The following is a 17,361-nucleotide window of genomic DNA, read 5'->3' on the forward strand; positions in this document are numbered from 1 at the left end:
TAATAGGGGGTTAACTAAGCCATTCATTGTTATCGCTTAGTGGGTGGGGAAGCAATATGAAAAAAGTGCAGCAATTTTAGCATCCTGGCAATGGTTCAATTATTTCGCTAGACCTTTTCTAAATATTAGCAGCAAAAATGCAAAGCCAGTCTATTGGGGGTTGTAGCATTTCAGGCCAGCACCTTTAACGATTACAGAATGGATATCTCGTCGTAGAAGACCTTGATGCTGAAAAGAAAAAGCTTGCCTATAAGCGCAAGCTTTTTTTGTAAACAGAGGGGGATATTTGCTGATAAGCTGAGTTAAGATGCAAATTTAAGGTTTTGTGGCTAAATCTTGGTATAAGGTCTCAATCCACTTATCGGCAGAGATAAACTCCCAGCCCCAATTGGCGTACTTGGGCGGTACACCCTGTTTTTTGATGGTGGCTAAATCGTGACCCATTTCTATTTCACCCCGCATCCAATTAATGCTGTCATCAAGCATATGCTTAAATGTTAACAATGCATTTTTATCGCCTAACGCACCATGACCAGGGATCACTTTGGTCTTGTTGTCCAAACGATTTAATATCATGCTGACGTTTTCCCGATAACCGGTCACTGAACCTCCAGCCGCTAAATCGATGTAGGGAAAACGATCTTTAAAGTATAAATCGCCCATGTGAATAATATTGGCCTTTTCCCAAATAACCACACTATCACCATCAGTATGACCAGGACCTAGGTGGATGACCTCTAACGTATCTTGGTTAAAATGAATTGAGATGTTTTCTGCATAAGTGATAACAGGTAATGCTGACGCGGGTGAACGGCTATCAGCTTTGAGGCGTTTGAGGACATTGTGATGCGCTAAGATAGTGCCTTTTTCACCAAAATGGGCATTGCCGCCAGTATGATCGCCATGATAATGAGTATTGACAATGTATTTGGGCACCCCGGGTTGAATTTGCTTGAGTGCTGCAGTAATTTTATCTGCTAAAGGCGCAAATTGGTCATCAATGATCAATATGCCGTCTTCCCCAGCTGAAACGCCAATATTGCCACCGGCGCCGATAAACATATAAGTATTATTGTCTAGTTTTTGGGATTTAATCATCACATCACTGAATTTATTATCAGCAACAGCTAATGTTTGGGTTAACGCGAGCATAGTTAACGCACTGAGGCCGATAATTTGACGTTGAAATCTTAGTTTCATGACTATCCCTTTATTGCTGTCATTGTGATTATTTATTGTGTTTATTTATTGTGATTAATACTGCTTAGCAAAGCAAATTGATCACTCATTGTGCCATGGCCCTAGGTTGCGTCAACGGTGTATTTCAATATCGCTTGTTATCATTTGACGAAGCGCCCCGTGAGTTGAACTGGAGATTATGTAGCATAACTAATCTCTGTTAGGGGTTAACCACAGTGACTATTTACCCTCCTGTAGTGCTTGGGGCTTGTATTTATGAACAAAATCACCACACTGAGCGTGTTAACTTATTTTGCAGTAACAGGAACGTCAGATGATAAAACAAAAAATAGTATTAATCACAGGTGCATCTAGTGGTATCGGTGAAGCCACAGCCAAAACGTTAGTCAAAAGCGGTCACAAGGTGATACTGACTGCCCGCAGACAAGAGAAATTGGATAACTTGGTGGCCATGCTAGGGGAAGATAATGCCCTAGCCATTGCCGCCGATGCGACCCAATTTGATGCATTAGAAAAGGTCGTGACAGCTGGCATCAACAAGTTTGGCAGACTGGATGTGGCCTTCGCTAACGCAGGCACCGGGGTAACCACTTCGGGTACCGAACAGGGGGATCCAGATGAGTGGTCAAAACTTATCGATATCAACATCAAAGCCTTGTTATGGACGGCCAAGTTAACCCTGGCCCACTTACGTGAAACCAAGGGGCATTTTATTTTAACCAGCTCAGTGGCTGGGCGTACGTCACATAAAGGGTCGATTTACGGTGCCAGTAAATGGTTTGCTTATGGCTTTGGCCAGAACTTGGCCGAAGAAATGGCCCAATGGGGCGGACGCTGCACTACCATTGCTCCTGGTATGGTCAACACCCCATTTTTTGATGAGCCTAAACCCGATAAATTAGACCCGGTTGATGTAGCCGAAGCGGTACTTTTTGCTATTGAAGCAGAGCAGCGCTGCAGTGTACGTGAAATATTTTTAATGCCAACACATTAATATCGCGGCTATCACGCGCCCTGATCGAAGCGAACAGGTGTTCACTATCGGCTCAGCAAAAGACACGTTAGTGGCCATATAACCAGACCACAATAAGATGTGGCTGCAGATACAGGGCTCAATACTGTGCCCTGTTGCCCAATCGATCAGCCTAGACGCTACTCATTATTAGCCCAAGGTAACAGTTTGTGAGCCAAGGTGTTGGCTACACCTAATCTGATCGCGGCTTTATGGCGCATTATATACAAGGCTTGGTAACACAATGGCACTAAATACAAGCTAGTGACCGTTGAAAAGGTGAGACCACCAATAATGGCAATGGCCATTGGAGAATAAGGAGGCCCACCACCCCCTATTTGGGTGTCTCCTAAGGCTAATGGAACCAACCCCAGTACCGTGGTCGCGACGGTCATTAATACCGGACGTAATCGGGTTATGCACACACTTATAATCGTGTTGCTGAGCTTATCTAAATCGGGTGTCATTTGGTTGATTTGGTCTACCAGAACAATACCGTTATTGACCACTATGCCCATTAAGATGAGTATGCCAATCATTGACATCACCGACATGGGTGTACCGGTTAACCAAAGCGCCCAAAATACGCCAGTAATGGAGAACATGATTGAGGTAATAATAGCCGTCGGTAACACTAGCGACTCAAATAATGCCGCCATGACGATATAGATCATCGCAATAGCCAAAATCATATTCACAGCCATGATTGACTGGTCTTCATCTTGACGTTCAAAGCCACCGCGTAATGAGTAGCCGTAGCCATTAGGAAAATTCACCAAGTCCATCACTTGGGTAATTTCTTTTTGTGCTTCTTCGGTGGTGAGATCTTCAAGATTTGCGCCAATAGATAAAGCCGTTTGGCGGTTAAAATGACGAATAGTATCAAATCGAGGCACCACGGTTGCTTTGGCTAAGCTGTCTAGGGTATAGACTCGGTCACCTTGACGAATAATCGGTAACTGCTTAAGTTTTTCTAACGAATTTTGCCAGCTTTTATCATAGGCCAATTCGATGCGCAGTTCGCCGCTAGGATCATGACGAAATGACCGTAGCTGTGAGCCTCGCAATGCAATGGCAATATTTGTAGCGATATCGCTTAAGGTTAAATCAAGACGAGCGGCCATTTCTCGGTCAATGACCACTACTACTTCTTGTTGGGCACTATTCACTTCAGAACGCACATCCACTAAGCCTTCAATGTTGTCGAGTAATGGCACCACTTGTTCACTCAAAAGAATAAGTTCTGATGTTGAGCGTCCGGTTAAGGTTACGCGAATGCCGCTATTTTCATTACCCCAGCCAAATTGTGGCGTGGCAATCGAAAACTTAGGAAATCCTCCGCGGATCATTTTCTTTAACTCGCCCATGTCAATGGGAATGTCTTTTTGCAATAAAATGGTCGATTGTGCATCTTGTGGGGCGTAGTAACTGTAAACAGTATCAATGTAAAATGCGTCTTTGTTGCTGTATAAATACGCTTCCATGCTGTTAATCATCGCCTCGGTGACCGCTAAATTATGCCGACCTTCTAACTGATAATTAATGTATAAACGGTCATTACCTTCACCATCACCTTGATCTTGTTGCACCATACTTAACGGCAATGCAGTTGAAGCTAATATCACCAAAGCGATAACCCCAGAACGTTTTGGTCGGGTTAAAATCCACCTTAGGCTTCGCTCATAAAAACGCCCTAAGCGATTATTATCATTAGCGCTCTTCACTTCAAAATGAAAGTGATTGAGCATAAGTGGGATAAGAGTTTTGGCAACCAATAATGATGCCGCGAGCGAGATACAAATGGCCACAGCAACATGTTCTAAAAAGATGGTCAGCTGTACTTTAACGCCAAAAATATTCGGTAAAAACACAATCGCTGTGGTTAATGTACCGGCTAAAACCGCCAACGAGACTTTTTCCACGCCGGTTAACACGGCTCGTTGGTTAGCTTTTCTCTGACAGGTGTCGTCAATGTGTGCGGCTTGTTTTTCTTGTAGCACGCTTTCGGTGACCACTACCGCATTGTCAATTAACATGCCGATCGCCAATAATAACCCCATCATCGACAGAATATTCAAGCTGTAGCCTAAAAAGTACATACCCGCCAATGTCATACACAATGAAATTGGCACCGATGAAATAACCACTAAGGTCATTTTAAGGTTACGTAAAAACAGATACAGCACGCCAAATGACAATACCGCGCCCATTAATCCGGACAGCAGTAAGTCTTTCAGTGACGACTTAACGCCATAGGCTTGGTCTTCCATGATAAACAGCTTGATACCATTAAATTGCTGATCTTGCTTAACTTGCTCGATGACTTTGAGGACACGATCTGACACCTCAACTAAATTGGCGCCTGACTCTTTAAAGACATCAATACCCACGGCATATTTTTGATCTAAATGTCGGCCTTCTCTTTTTTCAGGTAGGGCATAGTTCACCTTCGCAATATCTTGCAAACGGATACCCGGCACAATAACCAGATTGTTAATATCATCAATACTGGTAAATTCGCCTTTGGGCGAGACTTGGTACACTCGAGCGTTTTCTCTGAGTGTACCAGCACTGATGACGAAGTTTTCCGCCAGTAAACGGGTGCGTAAATCGACACTGTTGAGGCTTGATGCCGCTAATTTATCGGCATCAAGTCGGATTTCAATCTGCTTTTGTTCAACTCCGTAAAGGGTGACTTTGGATACACCGTCAACCCGCTCAAGTGGCTTACGAAGTTGTTTTTCAAGCAAATCAAATGCATTAGAGAGCTCGCGATCACTTGAAATACGGATTGTCAGCACCGGCATGTCGGCGGTTGAGAATTGTTGGATCATGACGCGTTCAACATCTTTTGGTAATAAATGTCTTACCGAGTCTATTTTTTCACGTGCCTCAAGGCTTTTCATGGCCACTTCTTCACCCCATTTCATATTGAGCTGAATAAAAGCGCCGTCTTGGGTTGAATCAGAGCGCACTTCTTCAATACCGCTCATGGTGGCAAGTGATTCTTCCAGTACCTTGGTGATATCGCGTTCAACTTCTGCTGGGCTGGAGCCTTTGTAAGGCACTTGCACCACGATTTGCGGAATATCAATGCCCGGAAACATTTCCAGTGGCAACATCCGACTGGCCGCCATACCAAACAGCATAATAGCTAAGAAAAACATACAGGTGGTCACAGGGCGCTTTATCGCCAGTTGAGTGATACTCATGCTAGCGTCTCCGCAGTATTAAGCTCAAGGTCATTTTGGGTATATTGTTTACGGTCAAACAACGCATATAAGGTAGGGATCACCAATAATGTGAGTAAAGTAGACATGCTTAAGCCGAAAATTACTGTAATGGCCATCGGTGCGCGAACCTCACTGCCGTCGCCAATACCTATTGCCATCGGCAATAAACCTAAGGTGGTGGTGAGCGTGGTCATCATGATAGGGCGCAAGCGAGATTGCGCAGCTTCATTAATGGCGCTCAACTTATCCTTGCCTTCTCGGCGTAATTGATTGATACGGTCGACCAATACAATCGCATTATTGACCACAATACCTGCCAACATAATTAGGCCAATGAACACCACCACACTTAAATGGGTGCCGGTAATAAATAAGCCAATAATGCTACCTGCAACGGCCATCGGCACTGCAATCAAAATTAATAGCGGGTGTAGCAAGGATTCAAACTGGCTTGCCATCACTAAGTACACTAAGAAAATGGCCAAAACGAGGGCTATTTTCAACGATTCAAAAGATTGTTCCATTTCTTCATTTTGGCCGCCGAACCTGGCTTGAATTGAGCTAGGGAATTGCTGTTTAGCCAGTATCTGCTGGGCTTGGAGCACGGCTTCGCTTAAATCACCGTAGGCCAAGTTAGATGACACGATGGCAACGCGTTGTTGACTGATACGATTAATTGCTGAAGGACCAATTTGTAAGTCAATGGTGGCGATGGCACTTAATGGAATAGGCTGCGCGCTATTTGGGTTAATGATTAACGATTCAATGTCGCTGATTTGATCGCGTTCACTTAATTCACTACGGACTAATATATCAACTTTACGATCGCGCACCGTGAACTGGCTGGCAATAGTGCCGCCTACTCGTTGAGCAATACGGTTAGCGACAGTCGGTGCATCCATGCCTAACGCGGCTAGGCGGGCATGATCAAAGCGAATGCTGATCTCTGGCTGGCCATCACGAAGAGTGGTATTGATGTCACTAAAGCGGTCTGATTCTGACAAGGCATTAACCAGTCGGTCCGCGCTTTGTTTAAGTTGAACCAAATCATAGCCCGACAACTCAATTTCAAGTGGGGTTTTAAAGCTGAATAATTCAGGATGTTCAATCTGAGCCTCTAGCTCAGGGATATTTCTTGCGGTATTGCGCAGTACCTGACTAACCGTATTAAAGGCTAAAGGATCCGCTAACACCACTTGTAATCGGCCCCAGTTTTCACCGCCTCTGGCGGTGTCCGATGTCATTAAGCCACCGCTACCCGCTTGACTATAGGCGTGTTTAACATCGTCACGGTCTTTAATCGCTAGGGCTAACTGTTGTAATACGGCATCGGTTTCACTGACTTCAGTACCAGGAGGCAGTAAAATTTCAACATAAAATTCGCCTTGATTCATCGGTGGAATTAATTCTACACCTAACTTAGGCAGCAAACTGCTTGAAGCCAAGGTCATCACTAAAGCGATCACTAGGGTTAACACTTGGTGCCGCAGGGCATGGCGAAGTACGCGGTAATAGAACGATTCCACTATACGATATAGGACGTTAAATCCAGCACAAATGGGTTTTAGCAGCAAGCCAAACACGCTACTAACGAAACGGCTTATAACAATAGTTGCGGTTAACAAACCAGCGGGTAAATAGCTAAACAGTAACTTAAAAGGAAACAGCAACACTGCCAATAAGTAATAGGCTATTAATCCTTTACGGGTGGTCGGTTTAGGCATCGCGGTCACTTCAACCGGTTGTGGCAAGCTGGTAAAACCTTGACGTGAAGCCAACATAGGAATGGCGGTTAAGGCAACAAATAATGAGGCGAGTAGGGCAAAGGTGACGGTGAGCGCTTGATCGGCAAATAAGGCGCCTGCTATCCCGTCGACAAACACTAATGGCACAAATACCGCAAGTGTTGTCAGGGTTGAAGCAAAAATGGCGCCAGAGACTTCTTTACAGCCGGTGACGGCAGCCTCAGTTTTACTCATGCCTTGAGATTTATAACGGTCAATGTTCTCTAATACCACGATGGCATTGTCCACCAATAAACCAATGGCTAACGCAATACCGCCTAGGGACATGATGTTTAAGCTGATATCGGCAAAATACATCATATTAAAAGTGGCGATAACCGAAAAGGGGATCGAAATAGAAATTATGAGGGTGGCAATAATATCACGTAAAAACAGGTAAATAACCAGCATGGCCAGCAAGCTGCCAAATAATGCGGCTGAGGTAACTTCATTTACTGCACTTTCAATAAATTCAGATTGGTCATAAATAATTTCTAATTGATTACTTTCATCCGTTTGGTTCATTTTGTCGAGTTCGGTTCGAAGCTTGTTCGCCACTGCAACGGTATTGGCATCACCTTCTTTATAAATAGCGAGTTCAATCGATTCAACTTCGCCAATACGGGTAATATCACTGCGTTCTTTATAGGCATCGCTGATCACCGCAATATCAGACAATCTAACTAAGGTTTGGCCATTTCGATAGACAATGACTTGACCTAATTCCTCTAATGAATTGAATTGATTTAAGGTTCTGACCAAATATTCTTTATCGCCCTGGATCACTTTACCCGCAGAAAGGTTAATGTTTTCTTCGTTAATTCGGCGTTTAATGTGGTCAGCATTAAGATTGAGCTGGCTTAATCTTTGTTGATTTAATTCAATGTGAACTTCTTGCTCTAACCCTCCAGAGAGCCTCACTGCGGCAACACCAGACAAGGCTTCTAAGCGGCGTTTTAACTCTTCATCTGCAAAGGTACGCATTTGCTTTAACTGCTCCGCATCTGCATTGGGCACTGAAAATGCTAAGCGCATGATGGGATCAAGATTGGGGTTAAAACGCAATAGTAATGGTTTGTTTATGTCTAATGGCAGCTCAATGGTGTCGATTTTTTCGCGTACTTCAAGGCTTGCCATGTCCATATTGGTGCCCCACTCAAACTCGAGCACCACATCAGACATGCCTGAACGAGAAATTGAGCTGATTTTGCGTAAGCCTTTAACCACACCAACGGCTTCTTCAATCGGTTTTGACACCAGCTGTTCAATTTCAACGGGGGCGGCACCGTCATAGGCAGTGCGAATGGTCACGCTGGGATAGCTTAAATCGGGTAATAGTTTTACCGCGAGGCGAGAAAACCCCACCATACCAAACAGCATCACAGCTAACATGAACATCCACACCGTGACGGGACGGTTAACAGAAGTATTGATTATCGACATTATCCAGCTCCGTTATCGAATAGCAGCGAAGCTAAGTGGGGTAATAATCTCTACCAATGATTGATCTTTAAGATTTTGCTGGCCGCGGATGACTATTTGTTCGCCAGCTTCAACACCAAATAAAATTTCAACAGTGTTATTTTCACGAAAGCCCAAGCTGACTTCGCGTCGCTGTGCTTTAGTGTCTTTTATCACATATAAAGCTTGAGTATTGTCTTGGTTGATTAATGCGTTATAAGGCACTGTAAGCACATCTAGGTGAGTGTCGTATTTCAGTTCAACACGAGTAAACATACCTGCTTTTAATTTTGCATCTTGATTTGGCACGGCTAATGTCACTTTAAAGGTGCCGCTTTGAGCATCTACAATGGGACTAATACGCAGTACTTTTGCGTCGATAATATCGGATTTAGTACCCTGATGTTGTTGAATAATACTGGCTTGTTGACCCACTCGTAAACTGGCAAGTTGTTGTTCTGGTAAGTGCAATATGCCGTGAAGTTGGTCTTGATTGACAACATAAAATAGCTCTTGGAACTCTTTCGCCATATTGCCCGTTTTAACATAACGCTCGGCAATAACGCCATTAATGGGCGAGGTGATTTGGCTTTCTTTGACTTGCAGCTCGGCTAAGTCGCGCTGTGCTTTCGCCGCTTGTAGATTGAACTCGAGCTTGGCCATTTGATCTTGGCTAATAAACTCTTTGTTGTTCATTTTGTTTAAACGATTTAATTCTTGCTGAATAATTTGCACTTCGGCTTCAGAGCGATTGAAATCATAACGTTGACGCTTGGCATCAATGACCGCAAGTATTTGTCCTTTGGTAACCCGATCGCCTTCTTCAACGTTAATCTTTTCGATGATCCCAGCAATGCGGCTCATCACATGGGACTCTTCAGGTGCTTCAAGTGTAGCGGTCGTGCTGTAGAAAGAGGATACATTGCCTGTGGTGACTAAAGCGGTTTCAACCGGAATCGCAAATTTTTCATCTTCTTTTGCTTGTTCTGCTTCGCCGCTGCAACCACTCAATACTGCAATACAAAGTAAAGGAATTGCCATTTTCTTCATGCTGATGAACCTATCCATGGGGTACCTGCTATTGTTATATTTTTTGAATTAAATGACGCTAATGTACTTATTGTTATGCTTAAGTGAGTTAGCGTCACGTTATCATTTGTAACTAATGTTAATTATCAATAACAAGCACTAACTGTGCCAGTTTTAATATTCTATATATAACAGTATCTTATATTGTTTTTGATTGGCGACGAGTTGTATTAATAATGTTAATATGGTGAAGATAATTAACTTTTGGTGTGATTAGTTATTTCAACTTGCTTGAATGAGCAAAATGAACTTAACCATTGTTATCAATAAATGGAAAATAATTAAAAGGAAACGGAAAAGAAAACAATATGGTTGGTTATGATGACATCAGTTTTTTTATTGTCTTCATGCAATACGTTGGTAAGCCAGCAGTCGGGGAAGCAGCCTGCCTCGAGCAGCCTGATGGACTTTTTGTATCCTAATAAAGAAGACCGTGCAGTACATAGCGCCGAAGTTCCATTGCTCACATTACCGGTAAAAGTCGGTATTGCCTTTGTGCCGTTTACAGGCTTTCAAAAAGAGGCCGTGCATAATAAGGATCAATACGAATTACTTGAAAAAGTAAAAGCGGCTTTTGTTCAATATGATTATATTGACCGCATTGAAGTTATTCCGAGTACCTATCTTACTGGCGGTGATGGTTTTAACACATTAGAACAAGTAGGGCGTTTATATGATGTCGATGTCATGGCATTGGTTTCCTACGATCAAGTGACTCAGTCTGTAGAGAATAATGCCGCGTTATTGTATTTGAAAATCGTGAGTATGTATGTGATTCCGGGCAATGAAAATACCGTACAAACCTCTGTCGATACTGCAGTGTTTGACATTAAAAGTAGAAAAATGCTTTTTAGAGCACCGGGGATCAGCAAGCTTGAAAAACGAACCACTGCCATAGGCATTGATGAAACATTAGCAGAAAAATCGATGCAAGGTTTTGACCTGGCAGTTACAGATATGACTAAAAACTTAGACGATGAGTTAGCTCGATTTAAAGTGAGAGTAAAACAAGAAAAAATTGCCAACGTTGAGCACAGAAGCAATTACAGCGGCGAGGCTATTGATATCCAGTTTTGCTTACTATTATTGATAATGTTATTCATTCGATTAAAACTCGGTAAGGATGTTGAACACTAACCTCATTGGGGACTATTTTCAATTGCCTATGTTCAATTATCTATTTTCAATGACCAGTGATTAATTGATGAGTCACTTAGTTCAGTTAATCTGGTGTACAGTATATTTTAGAAGTCGTTTTATCTGTGATGGGTTAATACTGCAAAATCATCTTCATTATGGGCTCTGTCGTGTGGCTACAATTCACCAATAAAATAAAAAATCGCTGTTTAACCCTGATATTAACAATGGTTTAAATAAACCAAGTTTTTAGATGGGGTAAGGTGCAACATAACTGAGAGCTTGTTGATTAATTATTGAATCTCAGCTTAATGATAAGCTGAGATTCAATGACAAGCATAATAAATACACTTGAATTACAGTATTTTATTAATACTGTCGTTCATTTTTTATGAAGATTTATTCGTAATAGAAAAGTTTACCCGACGAGTCTTAGAACGCTCAGAGCTGGTTAATTTCACACCGTTATCTTCAATAACTTTAGTTGTCGAAATTAATTGTTCGGTAGATGTGCCCAAAGATCTTAAGAACTCCACTAAACCATCAGCACGACGCTGTGCCAACGCCTTATTGTATTTAACCGTGCCTTTGTCATCTGTAAAGCCCTGAACATTAAGTTCTTTATCAGAATTTTTGGCTAGGTAAGTCGCAACACAAGACATGTGAGTATCAAGCTTATTGTATGACTTATCACTATTAACTTCGAAATACACAGGAGTGAACCCAATAATCATTTCATTATCTGCTTGTAATGTATATTCAATACACTCTGGAGAAATAGAAAATGTTTTGATTGGTTCAGATACAACGACAGGTGCTGATTGACACCCCGCAAGTGCTAATAACGCAATTACGGGTAATGAAAGATTGATGCGTTTCATATTTGCTTAATCCTTTAAAAATGTGGTCCATTAAAAAGAAACCGTAAATTACCGATAATGTGTTATTGGGTCAATAGAAAAACTGTTTTTTAGCTAATTAGATGATTATTTCATATTAAAAACATACTTTTTAATGGTTTTAAATTTTAATACATACCAATGGGTAGCTTATTTTAATGAATTTATTTAAAAGTTATTAACTAAGTTTTTAAGTGTTGTTTTTTGCGTTTTCTTACTGCAACATATTGGGGTGTTTTTGATTCACTAGGAAGATAGTTTACATACTTTAGGATAACATTAAGGGACTAACCTGTACTTATGGATAAGAGTAAAGCACCAAATCACTTTGCTGAAGATAAAACAGTTGTGGCAGGATTTGAACATTCTGAAAATAATAATAAAGTTAACTTGATTGGGAAGTGTTTCAAAAATCGCTATTTAATTGAGTCGAAAATTGGTCATGGTGGTATGAGTGATATATACCGTGCCAAAGATCTCTATTTGGAGTCATTAAACGTAACCGAACCTTTTGTTGCGATTAAAGTATTATTATCTCAGATATCTGATATACCCGAAGCTCAACAAGTTCTTATCAAAGAGTCAGTACAAACTCAAAAACTATCTCATCCAAACATCATCAGAGTTTATGATGTAGATACCGATGATGACTTTCACTTTATGGTGATGGAGTGGTTAGATGGTGAATCATTAGACCAAGTGATCAAACGTTCAAAACCATTAGGTATCAACTTCAAAGGATCAATGAAAATCATTGATCAGATTGCTTCTGCATTATCGTATGCTCATCAACAAGGTATTGTCCATACAGACTTAAAGCCTTCAAATATCTTCCTTACTCGCCAAGGGAATATTAAAGTTTTTGATTTTGGCGTTGCGAAAAACTTACAGCAAAGAGAGGACCGATATGCATTTGCCGAAGTCGACCAAGACTCTCCTTTAACAGGTTATACCCCAGCTTACGCCAGTTTTGAGCAGTTATCTGGAGAAGATGCCTGCGCGGCAGACGATATTTTTGCTTTTTCGTGTATTAGTTATGAGCTGCTAACAAGTAAACATCCTTATAACCGTGTTGCTGCAAATGAAGTTGATATCATCAACAATAAGTTGATTAAACCCAAATATATTAGTACACGATTATGGCCTATGTTGAAAAAAGGTCTCGCGCTTAAAAAAGTACAACGTGTGCCTTCCATCGATCTGATTATCAATAAGTTCCACAGTAAAAGTTGGCCACTACTTACCGCCATTGCTGCTGGTTCAGTGCTTGCGATCGGTGGATTTCAAATTCAACAATATTATCAGGTTCAACTAGACGACTTACAAAATAAAGTCGCGCTGACAAACAAGGCGAAAAGCGAAGTTCAAGCATTTGAGTTTATTCCTGCTTCAGCATTATTAGCCCAGATAGAAGATATTCCAGAAGATAAAACGCTGATTAAGAATGGTTTATTAAAGACACATCAATCTGAAGTGTTGGATATTGTTGAGCAACGTATTGCTTCCTTACCGAAAAGCGATAATGGTATGTATCAAGATTATGAAAAAATAGCACAAGTTATTAATGATATAGAACGTTTTTATCCTGATTCAGTTCGCTTACTACAAATGAAAAACCAAGCTGAGCGAAGTAAACAATCTGTCGTAGATGCACTGTCTGAACGTTTGAGTCTTCTTTTATTTCAAGCCCGTTACAATGAACAGGGAAGTAATAATATTCAGGCCATTGTTGAAGGGTTAACGTTTGTCGAGCCTGGATATGCTTATATCGCCTCCAATGAAGAATACACTCTCTATGCAAGCACATTTAATAACGCCTTAAAGAAACATGATATTACTCAAATTGATGCGCTGATTACTACCGGCGAATATATTTTTGTAAACTATCCGCAAGCTAAGTCATTAATTACATATGGCGCTGAATTGAAAGTTGCGGTTAAAAGGTTAAATGACTATCACGATCTAACGGCAAAAGGTAAAACTGCCAGCTATCCATACGATGCTGCTGAAGTTTATTACCGAGATACATTTAATCAATTAACCGTGAAGTTGGATGCGATTGATAACCCGAAAGACTTACAAGAGTTTGATAAAGAAGTTAGGGGACTCGCCACGAATTTACCTGATGATTTTGAGCCCCTGCTAACGCTTGATAAACGTTTAGCCGCTTCTTTTTTACGCCAAGCAAATGTGTATCTAGAAAAGCAATATCTGAAGACTGCCAGAGAGTTATTTGCCAGAGGGAATGAAATGTATGAACGTCTAAATGGTGTTCAACGTTTATAACTCACTGAGTATGTTGGCTAGTCAATAAGTTGATGAAGGAAGATGTAATAGAAATGGAATTATCGCTAGAGATTGTGAGTTATCACAGGTTATCCCCTGAGCAAGTCATAATAAAAGGTGTCACAGACACCTTAACGTTAGGGCGCTCTGATGTATGTGACTGGCATATGCCGGATCCTGAAAAAGTGGTTTCTGGTACTCATGCTCGGATCACCAAGCGCAGTGATGATTTTTTCATTGAGGATTTATCAACCAACGGATTATATGTCAATCGCGCTGTCGAAGCGTTAGGCACCAATCGTGAACATAAAATTGAACACGATGATTTATTCACTTTTGGTGATTATGAGATCAGCGCGAAGTTACAAATGTTAAATGTGGCCTCCAATAGTCGTCCTCTACAAGATGTACAAAACGTTGCGACTTTGCCGCAGGATAAAGTCATTCCAGCTTCTTCCTCATCAATGCTTGATACTGGGTTTGAGTCTGATTTAGCAGGATTTGATTCTGCTATGTTACTGAACCAATCTCGACAACAGTCTGCGGGTCTCTCACAGATGAACTCTGATTTGCACGACCATTTTCAACCACCGGTTGCCATCCCAGAAGAATGGGATAAAGATATTTTTGGACAAGATTCTCAAGCTCACACAAAAGCTGATATCCGGTCTGCGGTTCCGCAAGAGCCCGCGCCTCTTGTTGCTCAGGCTCCCGTTAACCCCATAAAAGTGACTCAAACGGTAAAAACGGAGGGTAAAAAGGTGGCCCCCGTGGCACCAAAATCCAAAGTATCGGTTAGTTCACAGGTAAGCCCGGCATCTGCATTAAGCAAAGCATTTTTCCAAGGTCTGGGAGTCAATGAACAAGATTATGTCAATGTGTTAACTGAAGAGTTGATGTTTGAATTGGGCCAAAGCATGCAGTTTATGTTGACTGGACTGATGGAATCTCTACGTCAACGTTCAAAGCTGAAGACTGAGTTTAGGATCAATCAAACGACATTCCAGCAGCGTGAAAATAATCCATTGAAATTTTCGGCCAATATTGATGATGTTTTTCAAAATTTATTTTTAAGAAAAAGTGCGAGTTTCTTGTCATCCCAGCAAGCTATCACCGAAGCATTTAATGACGGTCGAAAACATGATACCGCGTTAACCGCAGGTACATTAGGCGCTATCCGTGGATTGTTAAATCAATTAGATCCTGAGTTTATTGAAGCCAAAAGTCAAAATCAATCGCTTACAGACATGTTAGTGCCGGGACAAAAACAGATGCGCCAATGGAAAGTATATAAAAGCTTACATTCCAATTTAAAAACAGAATTTATGCAAGACAGTGCTGCCGCATTATCAGATGATTTTGTTAAAGCATACGACAATAAAATTAAAACATTATAAATTACTAAGGGCTAATAAATGAAATTGAAGTTAGGTTTATATCAAATTGTATTAGTAAGTTTTTTATTACTTAATTCTGGCTGTAAAACGATTAATGCTGTCGTCCCACCATCGACAGATCTTACCTTTAATGCCAGTGCAGACATCAATCCTGACATTAACGATCGGCCATCACCAGTGGTGGTGAAAATATTTGAATTATCATCAAGAACTATCTTTGATACTCAAGATTTTTTTACCCTTGATGAGTCGGCGGAAAGTGTGCTTGGTCCAGATCTTATCCGTAAAGATGAGTTGGAATTACAGCCATCAGAAACGCGTGAGTATGCCATGACACTGGGACAAAACACCCGATTTGTGGGTGTTATTGTCGCGTACAGAGATATTGATTCATCTCGTTGGCGTTCAGTCGTCGCTGTCGATCCTACTGGTTATGATGATGTCGTTATCAACATCGAAAAAATAGCTGTGTATAACTCTGAAAAATAATTGTTGTGAATAAATAGGGAAATTATGAGCGATTTTAGCCCAATAGCATGGACAGAGGGCATGTTTCTTCGTCCGCAACATATGCAGCAGCAAGAACGTTTTTTGCAAAATCAACAAGCGCGAACTGCCAAGAATAACAATCCACTTGCTTGGGGGGTTGTGAGCTATGAAGTCAATTATAGCTTACTTCCACTGGGGCAATTTGGTTTAGACCGTATCGATTGTGTTTTTCCCGATAACACCTTGGCTTGTCTTCCTGAGCAGAGCCCGTTACCAACGGCTATTACTATTCCAGCCGGCACATTGGATCAGCTTGTCTATCTTGTTCTTCCCGTTGCGAAAAGTAATGGGATGAACATTTCATCTTCTGAACAAAATCAAATTACTCGTTACAGCTATGAAGATCACAACATTGTTGACACAAGTGTTGGGTCTGATGCTATGGAAGTGTTGCAAGTTGCAAAATTAGATTGTCGGTTAAAGTTACAAAGTGAAGACCGCTCTGGTTATGTTTCAATTGCGATAGCTCGGGTTATTGATGTGTCTGAAGAGGGCGTTATCCGCCTAGATAAAAAGTTTATCCCAGCATGTATTGGCATTGAACACATTAAAACCTTAATGAATATGACAACTGAAGTCACTGGCATGATTAATCAGCGTGCAGAAGCCATTGCCGGTCGCTTAAGTCAGTCCCAAGGAACTTCTAGTTCGATAGCAGACTTTTTAATGTTACAACTTTTGAATAAGTATCAACCCATTTTTGAACATTACGGCGTTGTTAGTCATATTCATCCAGAATTGCTATTTCGCACACTCATTAGTTTTTCTGGTGAGCTTTCTACATTCAGCAGTCCCAACAAGCGACCGCCAAAATTTCCAGTCTATCAACATGATAATTTAACTTATGTGTTTAGTAATACTATGGTGATTGTTAATCATGGCTTAAGTAGTGTATTGGAACAAAGTGCCACAGAGTTAATCCTAGAAAAGACCAAATTTGGCGTGTATTTCTCTACGATTGCAGATAAAAGCATGCTTGATAATGCTGAATTTATTCTTGCTGTTAAAGCAAATGTTCCTCATGACGAGCTTCGTCAACGCCTACCGTCACAAATTAAAATAGGGTCAGTCGAAACCATTCGTGAGTTGGTTAATAACCAATTACCAGGCATCGGAATATCAAACCTCCCAGTCGCGCCAAGACAGGTGCCATATCATGCTGGTTATCACTATTTCCAATTAGATAAAAACAACAGCCATTGGGTAAAGCTTAAATCAAGTGGCGGTGTAGCAATGCATATTTCTGGTGCATATCCAGATTTACAAATTGAACTTTGGGCCGTGAGTATTTAACGCCAAAACATTAAGGATAAT

General features: G+C 41.2%; 11 protein-coding genes. 6 read left to right on the top strand and 5 right to left on the bottom strand.

What is annotated here, in order from left to right; all coding sequences use genetic code 11:
* Nucleotides 1–315 precede the first annotated feature (315 nt).
* Nucleotides 316–1,200 carry an MBL fold metallo-hydrolase gene (locus AAEY93_RS00405; protein ID WP_124013874.1) on the bottom strand — a complete coding sequence of 295 codons (885 nt, stop codon included), beginning with the start codon at nucleotides 1,198–1,200 and terminating at the stop codon, nucleotides 316–318.
* 313 nt (nucleotides 1,201–1,513) lie between these two features.
* Between AAEY93_RS00405 and AAEY93_RS00410 the strand changes: the two genes are divergently transcribed.
* Nucleotides 1,514–2,194, top strand: coding sequence for an SDR family oxidoreductase (locus tag AAEY93_RS00410; RefSeq protein ID WP_124013873.1), 681 nt, complete (start codon nucleotides 1,514–1,516; stop codon nucleotides 2,192–2,194).
* 158 nt (nucleotides 2,195–2,352) lie between these two features.
* Here AAEY93_RS00410 and AAEY93_RS00415 read toward each other — a convergent pair whose 3' ends face one another.
* The 3 genes from AAEY93_RS00415 to AAEY93_RS00425 are packed head-to-tail and all read right to left on the bottom strand — an operon-like array spanning nucleotide 2,353 to nucleotide 9,758.
* On the bottom strand, nucleotides 2,353–5,424 hold the full coding sequence (locus AAEY93_RS00415; protein WP_124013872.1) for an efflux RND transporter permease subunit: 3,072 nt from the start codon (nucleotides 5,422–5,424) through the stop codon (nucleotides 2,353–2,355).
* Nucleotides 5,421–8,672, bottom strand: a complete 3,252-nt coding sequence (locus AAEY93_RS00420; RefSeq protein WP_124013871.1) for an efflux RND transporter permease subunit — start codon at nucleotides 8,670–8,672, stop codon at nucleotides 5,421–5,423. Before AAEY93_RS00420 ends, AAEY93_RS00415 begins: the two co-directional genes overlap by 4 nt.
* A gap of 12 nt (nucleotides 8,673–8,684) precedes the next feature.
* The gene (locus tag AAEY93_RS00425; protein WP_124013870.1) at nucleotides 8,685–9,758 is read right to left on the bottom strand and encodes an efflux RND transporter periplasmic adaptor subunit; all 1,074 of its coding nucleotides are present in this window, start codon (nucleotides 9,756–9,758) and stop codon (nucleotides 8,685–8,687) included.
* Nucleotides 9,759–10,100: 342 nt separating this feature from the next.
* Here AAEY93_RS00425 and rhlP point away from each other — a divergent pair, with 342 nt between their 5' ends.
* Nucleotides 10,101–10,916 carry a rhombotarget lipoprotein gene (rhlP, locus tag AAEY93_RS00430; RefSeq protein ID WP_351074497.1) on the top strand — a complete coding sequence of 272 codons (816 nt, stop codon included), beginning with the start codon at nucleotides 10,101–10,103 and terminating at the stop codon, nucleotides 10,914–10,916.
* A gap of 389 nt (nucleotides 10,917–11,305) precedes the next feature.
* Here the strand turns inward: rhlP and AAEY93_RS00435 are convergent, their stop codons facing one another.
* Nucleotides 11,306–11,797, bottom strand: coding sequence for an OmpA family protein (locus tag AAEY93_RS00435; RefSeq protein ID WP_351074359.1), 492 nt, complete (start codon nucleotides 11,795–11,797; stop codon nucleotides 11,306–11,308).
* 318 nt (nucleotides 11,798–12,115) lie between these two features.
* On the opposite strand from AAEY93_RS00435, the gene AAEY93_RS00440 reads away from it, so the two are divergent.
* The 4 genes from AAEY93_RS00440 to tssK are packed head-to-tail and all read left to right on the top strand — an operon-like array spanning nucleotide 12,116 to nucleotide 17,340.
* Nucleotides 12,116–14,101, top strand: coding sequence for a serine/threonine-protein kinase (locus AAEY93_RS00440; RefSeq protein WP_351074361.1), 1,986 nt, complete (start codon nucleotides 12,116–12,118; stop codon nucleotides 14,099–14,101).
* Between the two features lie 53 nt (nucleotides 14,102–14,154).
* Nucleotides 14,155–15,498, top strand: a complete 1,344-nt coding sequence (gene tagH / locus AAEY93_RS00445; protein ID WP_351074363.1) for a type VI secretion system-associated FHA domain protein TagH — start codon at nucleotides 14,155–14,157, stop codon at nucleotides 15,496–15,498.
* Between the two features lie 18 nt (nucleotides 15,499–15,516).
* Complete coding sequence (gene tssJ / locus AAEY93_RS00450) at nucleotides 15,517–15,987, top strand: type VI secretion system lipoprotein TssJ (RefSeq protein WP_101086867.1); 471 nt, start codon at nucleotides 15,517–15,519, stop codon at nucleotides 15,985–15,987.
* 24 nt (nucleotides 15,988–16,011) lie between these two features.
* Entirely contained in the window at nucleotides 16,012–17,340 is a 1,329-nt protein-coding gene (gene tssK / locus AAEY93_RS00455; protein WP_351074365.1) for a type VI secretion system baseplate subunit TssK, read from the top strand.
* The last annotated feature ends 21 nt before the right edge of the window (nucleotides 17,341–17,361 follow it).

Source organism: Shewanella sp. CAL98-MNA-CIBAN-0140, assembly GCF_040309905.1.
Lineage (GTDB): Bacteria > Pseudomonadota > Gammaproteobacteria > Enterobacterales > Shewanellaceae > Shewanella > Shewanella psychromarinicola.

Excerpts from the sequence above, each read along its gene's own strand:
- AAEY93_RS00440 (WP_351074361.1), top strand. The coding sequence starts at position 12,116 with ATGGATAAGAGTAAAGCACCAAATCACTTTGCTGAAGATAAAACAGTT.
- AAEY93_RS00435 (WP_351074359.1), bottom strand. The coding sequence starts at position 11,797 with ATGAAACGCATCAATCTTTCATTACCCGTAATTGCGTTATTAGCACTT.
- tssJ (WP_101086867.1), top strand. The coding sequence starts at position 15,517 with ATGAAATTGAAGTTAGGTTTATATCAAATTGTATTAGTAAGTTTTTTA.
- tssK (WP_351074365.1), top strand. The coding sequence starts at position 16,012 with ATGAGCGATTTTAGCCCAATAGCATGGACAGAGGGCATGTTTCTTCGT.
- tagH (WP_351074363.1), top strand. The coding sequence starts at position 14,155 with ATGGAATTATCGCTAGAGATTGTGAGTTATCACAGGTTATCCCCTGAG.
- rhlP (WP_351074497.1), top strand. The coding sequence starts at position 10,101 with ATGACATCAGTTTTTTTATTGTCTTCATGCAATACGTTGGTAAGCCAG.
- AAEY93_RS00415 (WP_124013872.1), bottom strand. The coding sequence starts at position 5,424 with ATGAGTATCACTCAACTGGCGATAAAGCGCCCTGTGACCACCTGTATG.
- AAEY93_RS00420 (WP_124013871.1), bottom strand. The coding sequence starts at position 8,672 with ATGTCGATAATCAATACTTCTGTTAACCGTCCCGTCACGGTGTGGATG.
- AAEY93_RS00425 (WP_124013870.1), bottom strand. The coding sequence starts at position 9,758 with ATGGATAGGTTCATCAGCATGAAGAAAATGGCAATTCCTTTACTTTGT.
- AAEY93_RS00405 (WP_124013874.1), bottom strand. The coding sequence starts at position 1,200 with ATGAAACTAAGATTTCAACGTCAAATTATCGGCCTCAGTGCGTTAACT.
- AAEY93_RS00410 (WP_124013873.1), top strand. The coding sequence starts at position 1,514 with ATGATAAAACAAAAAATAGTATTAATCACAGGTGCATCTAGTGGTATC.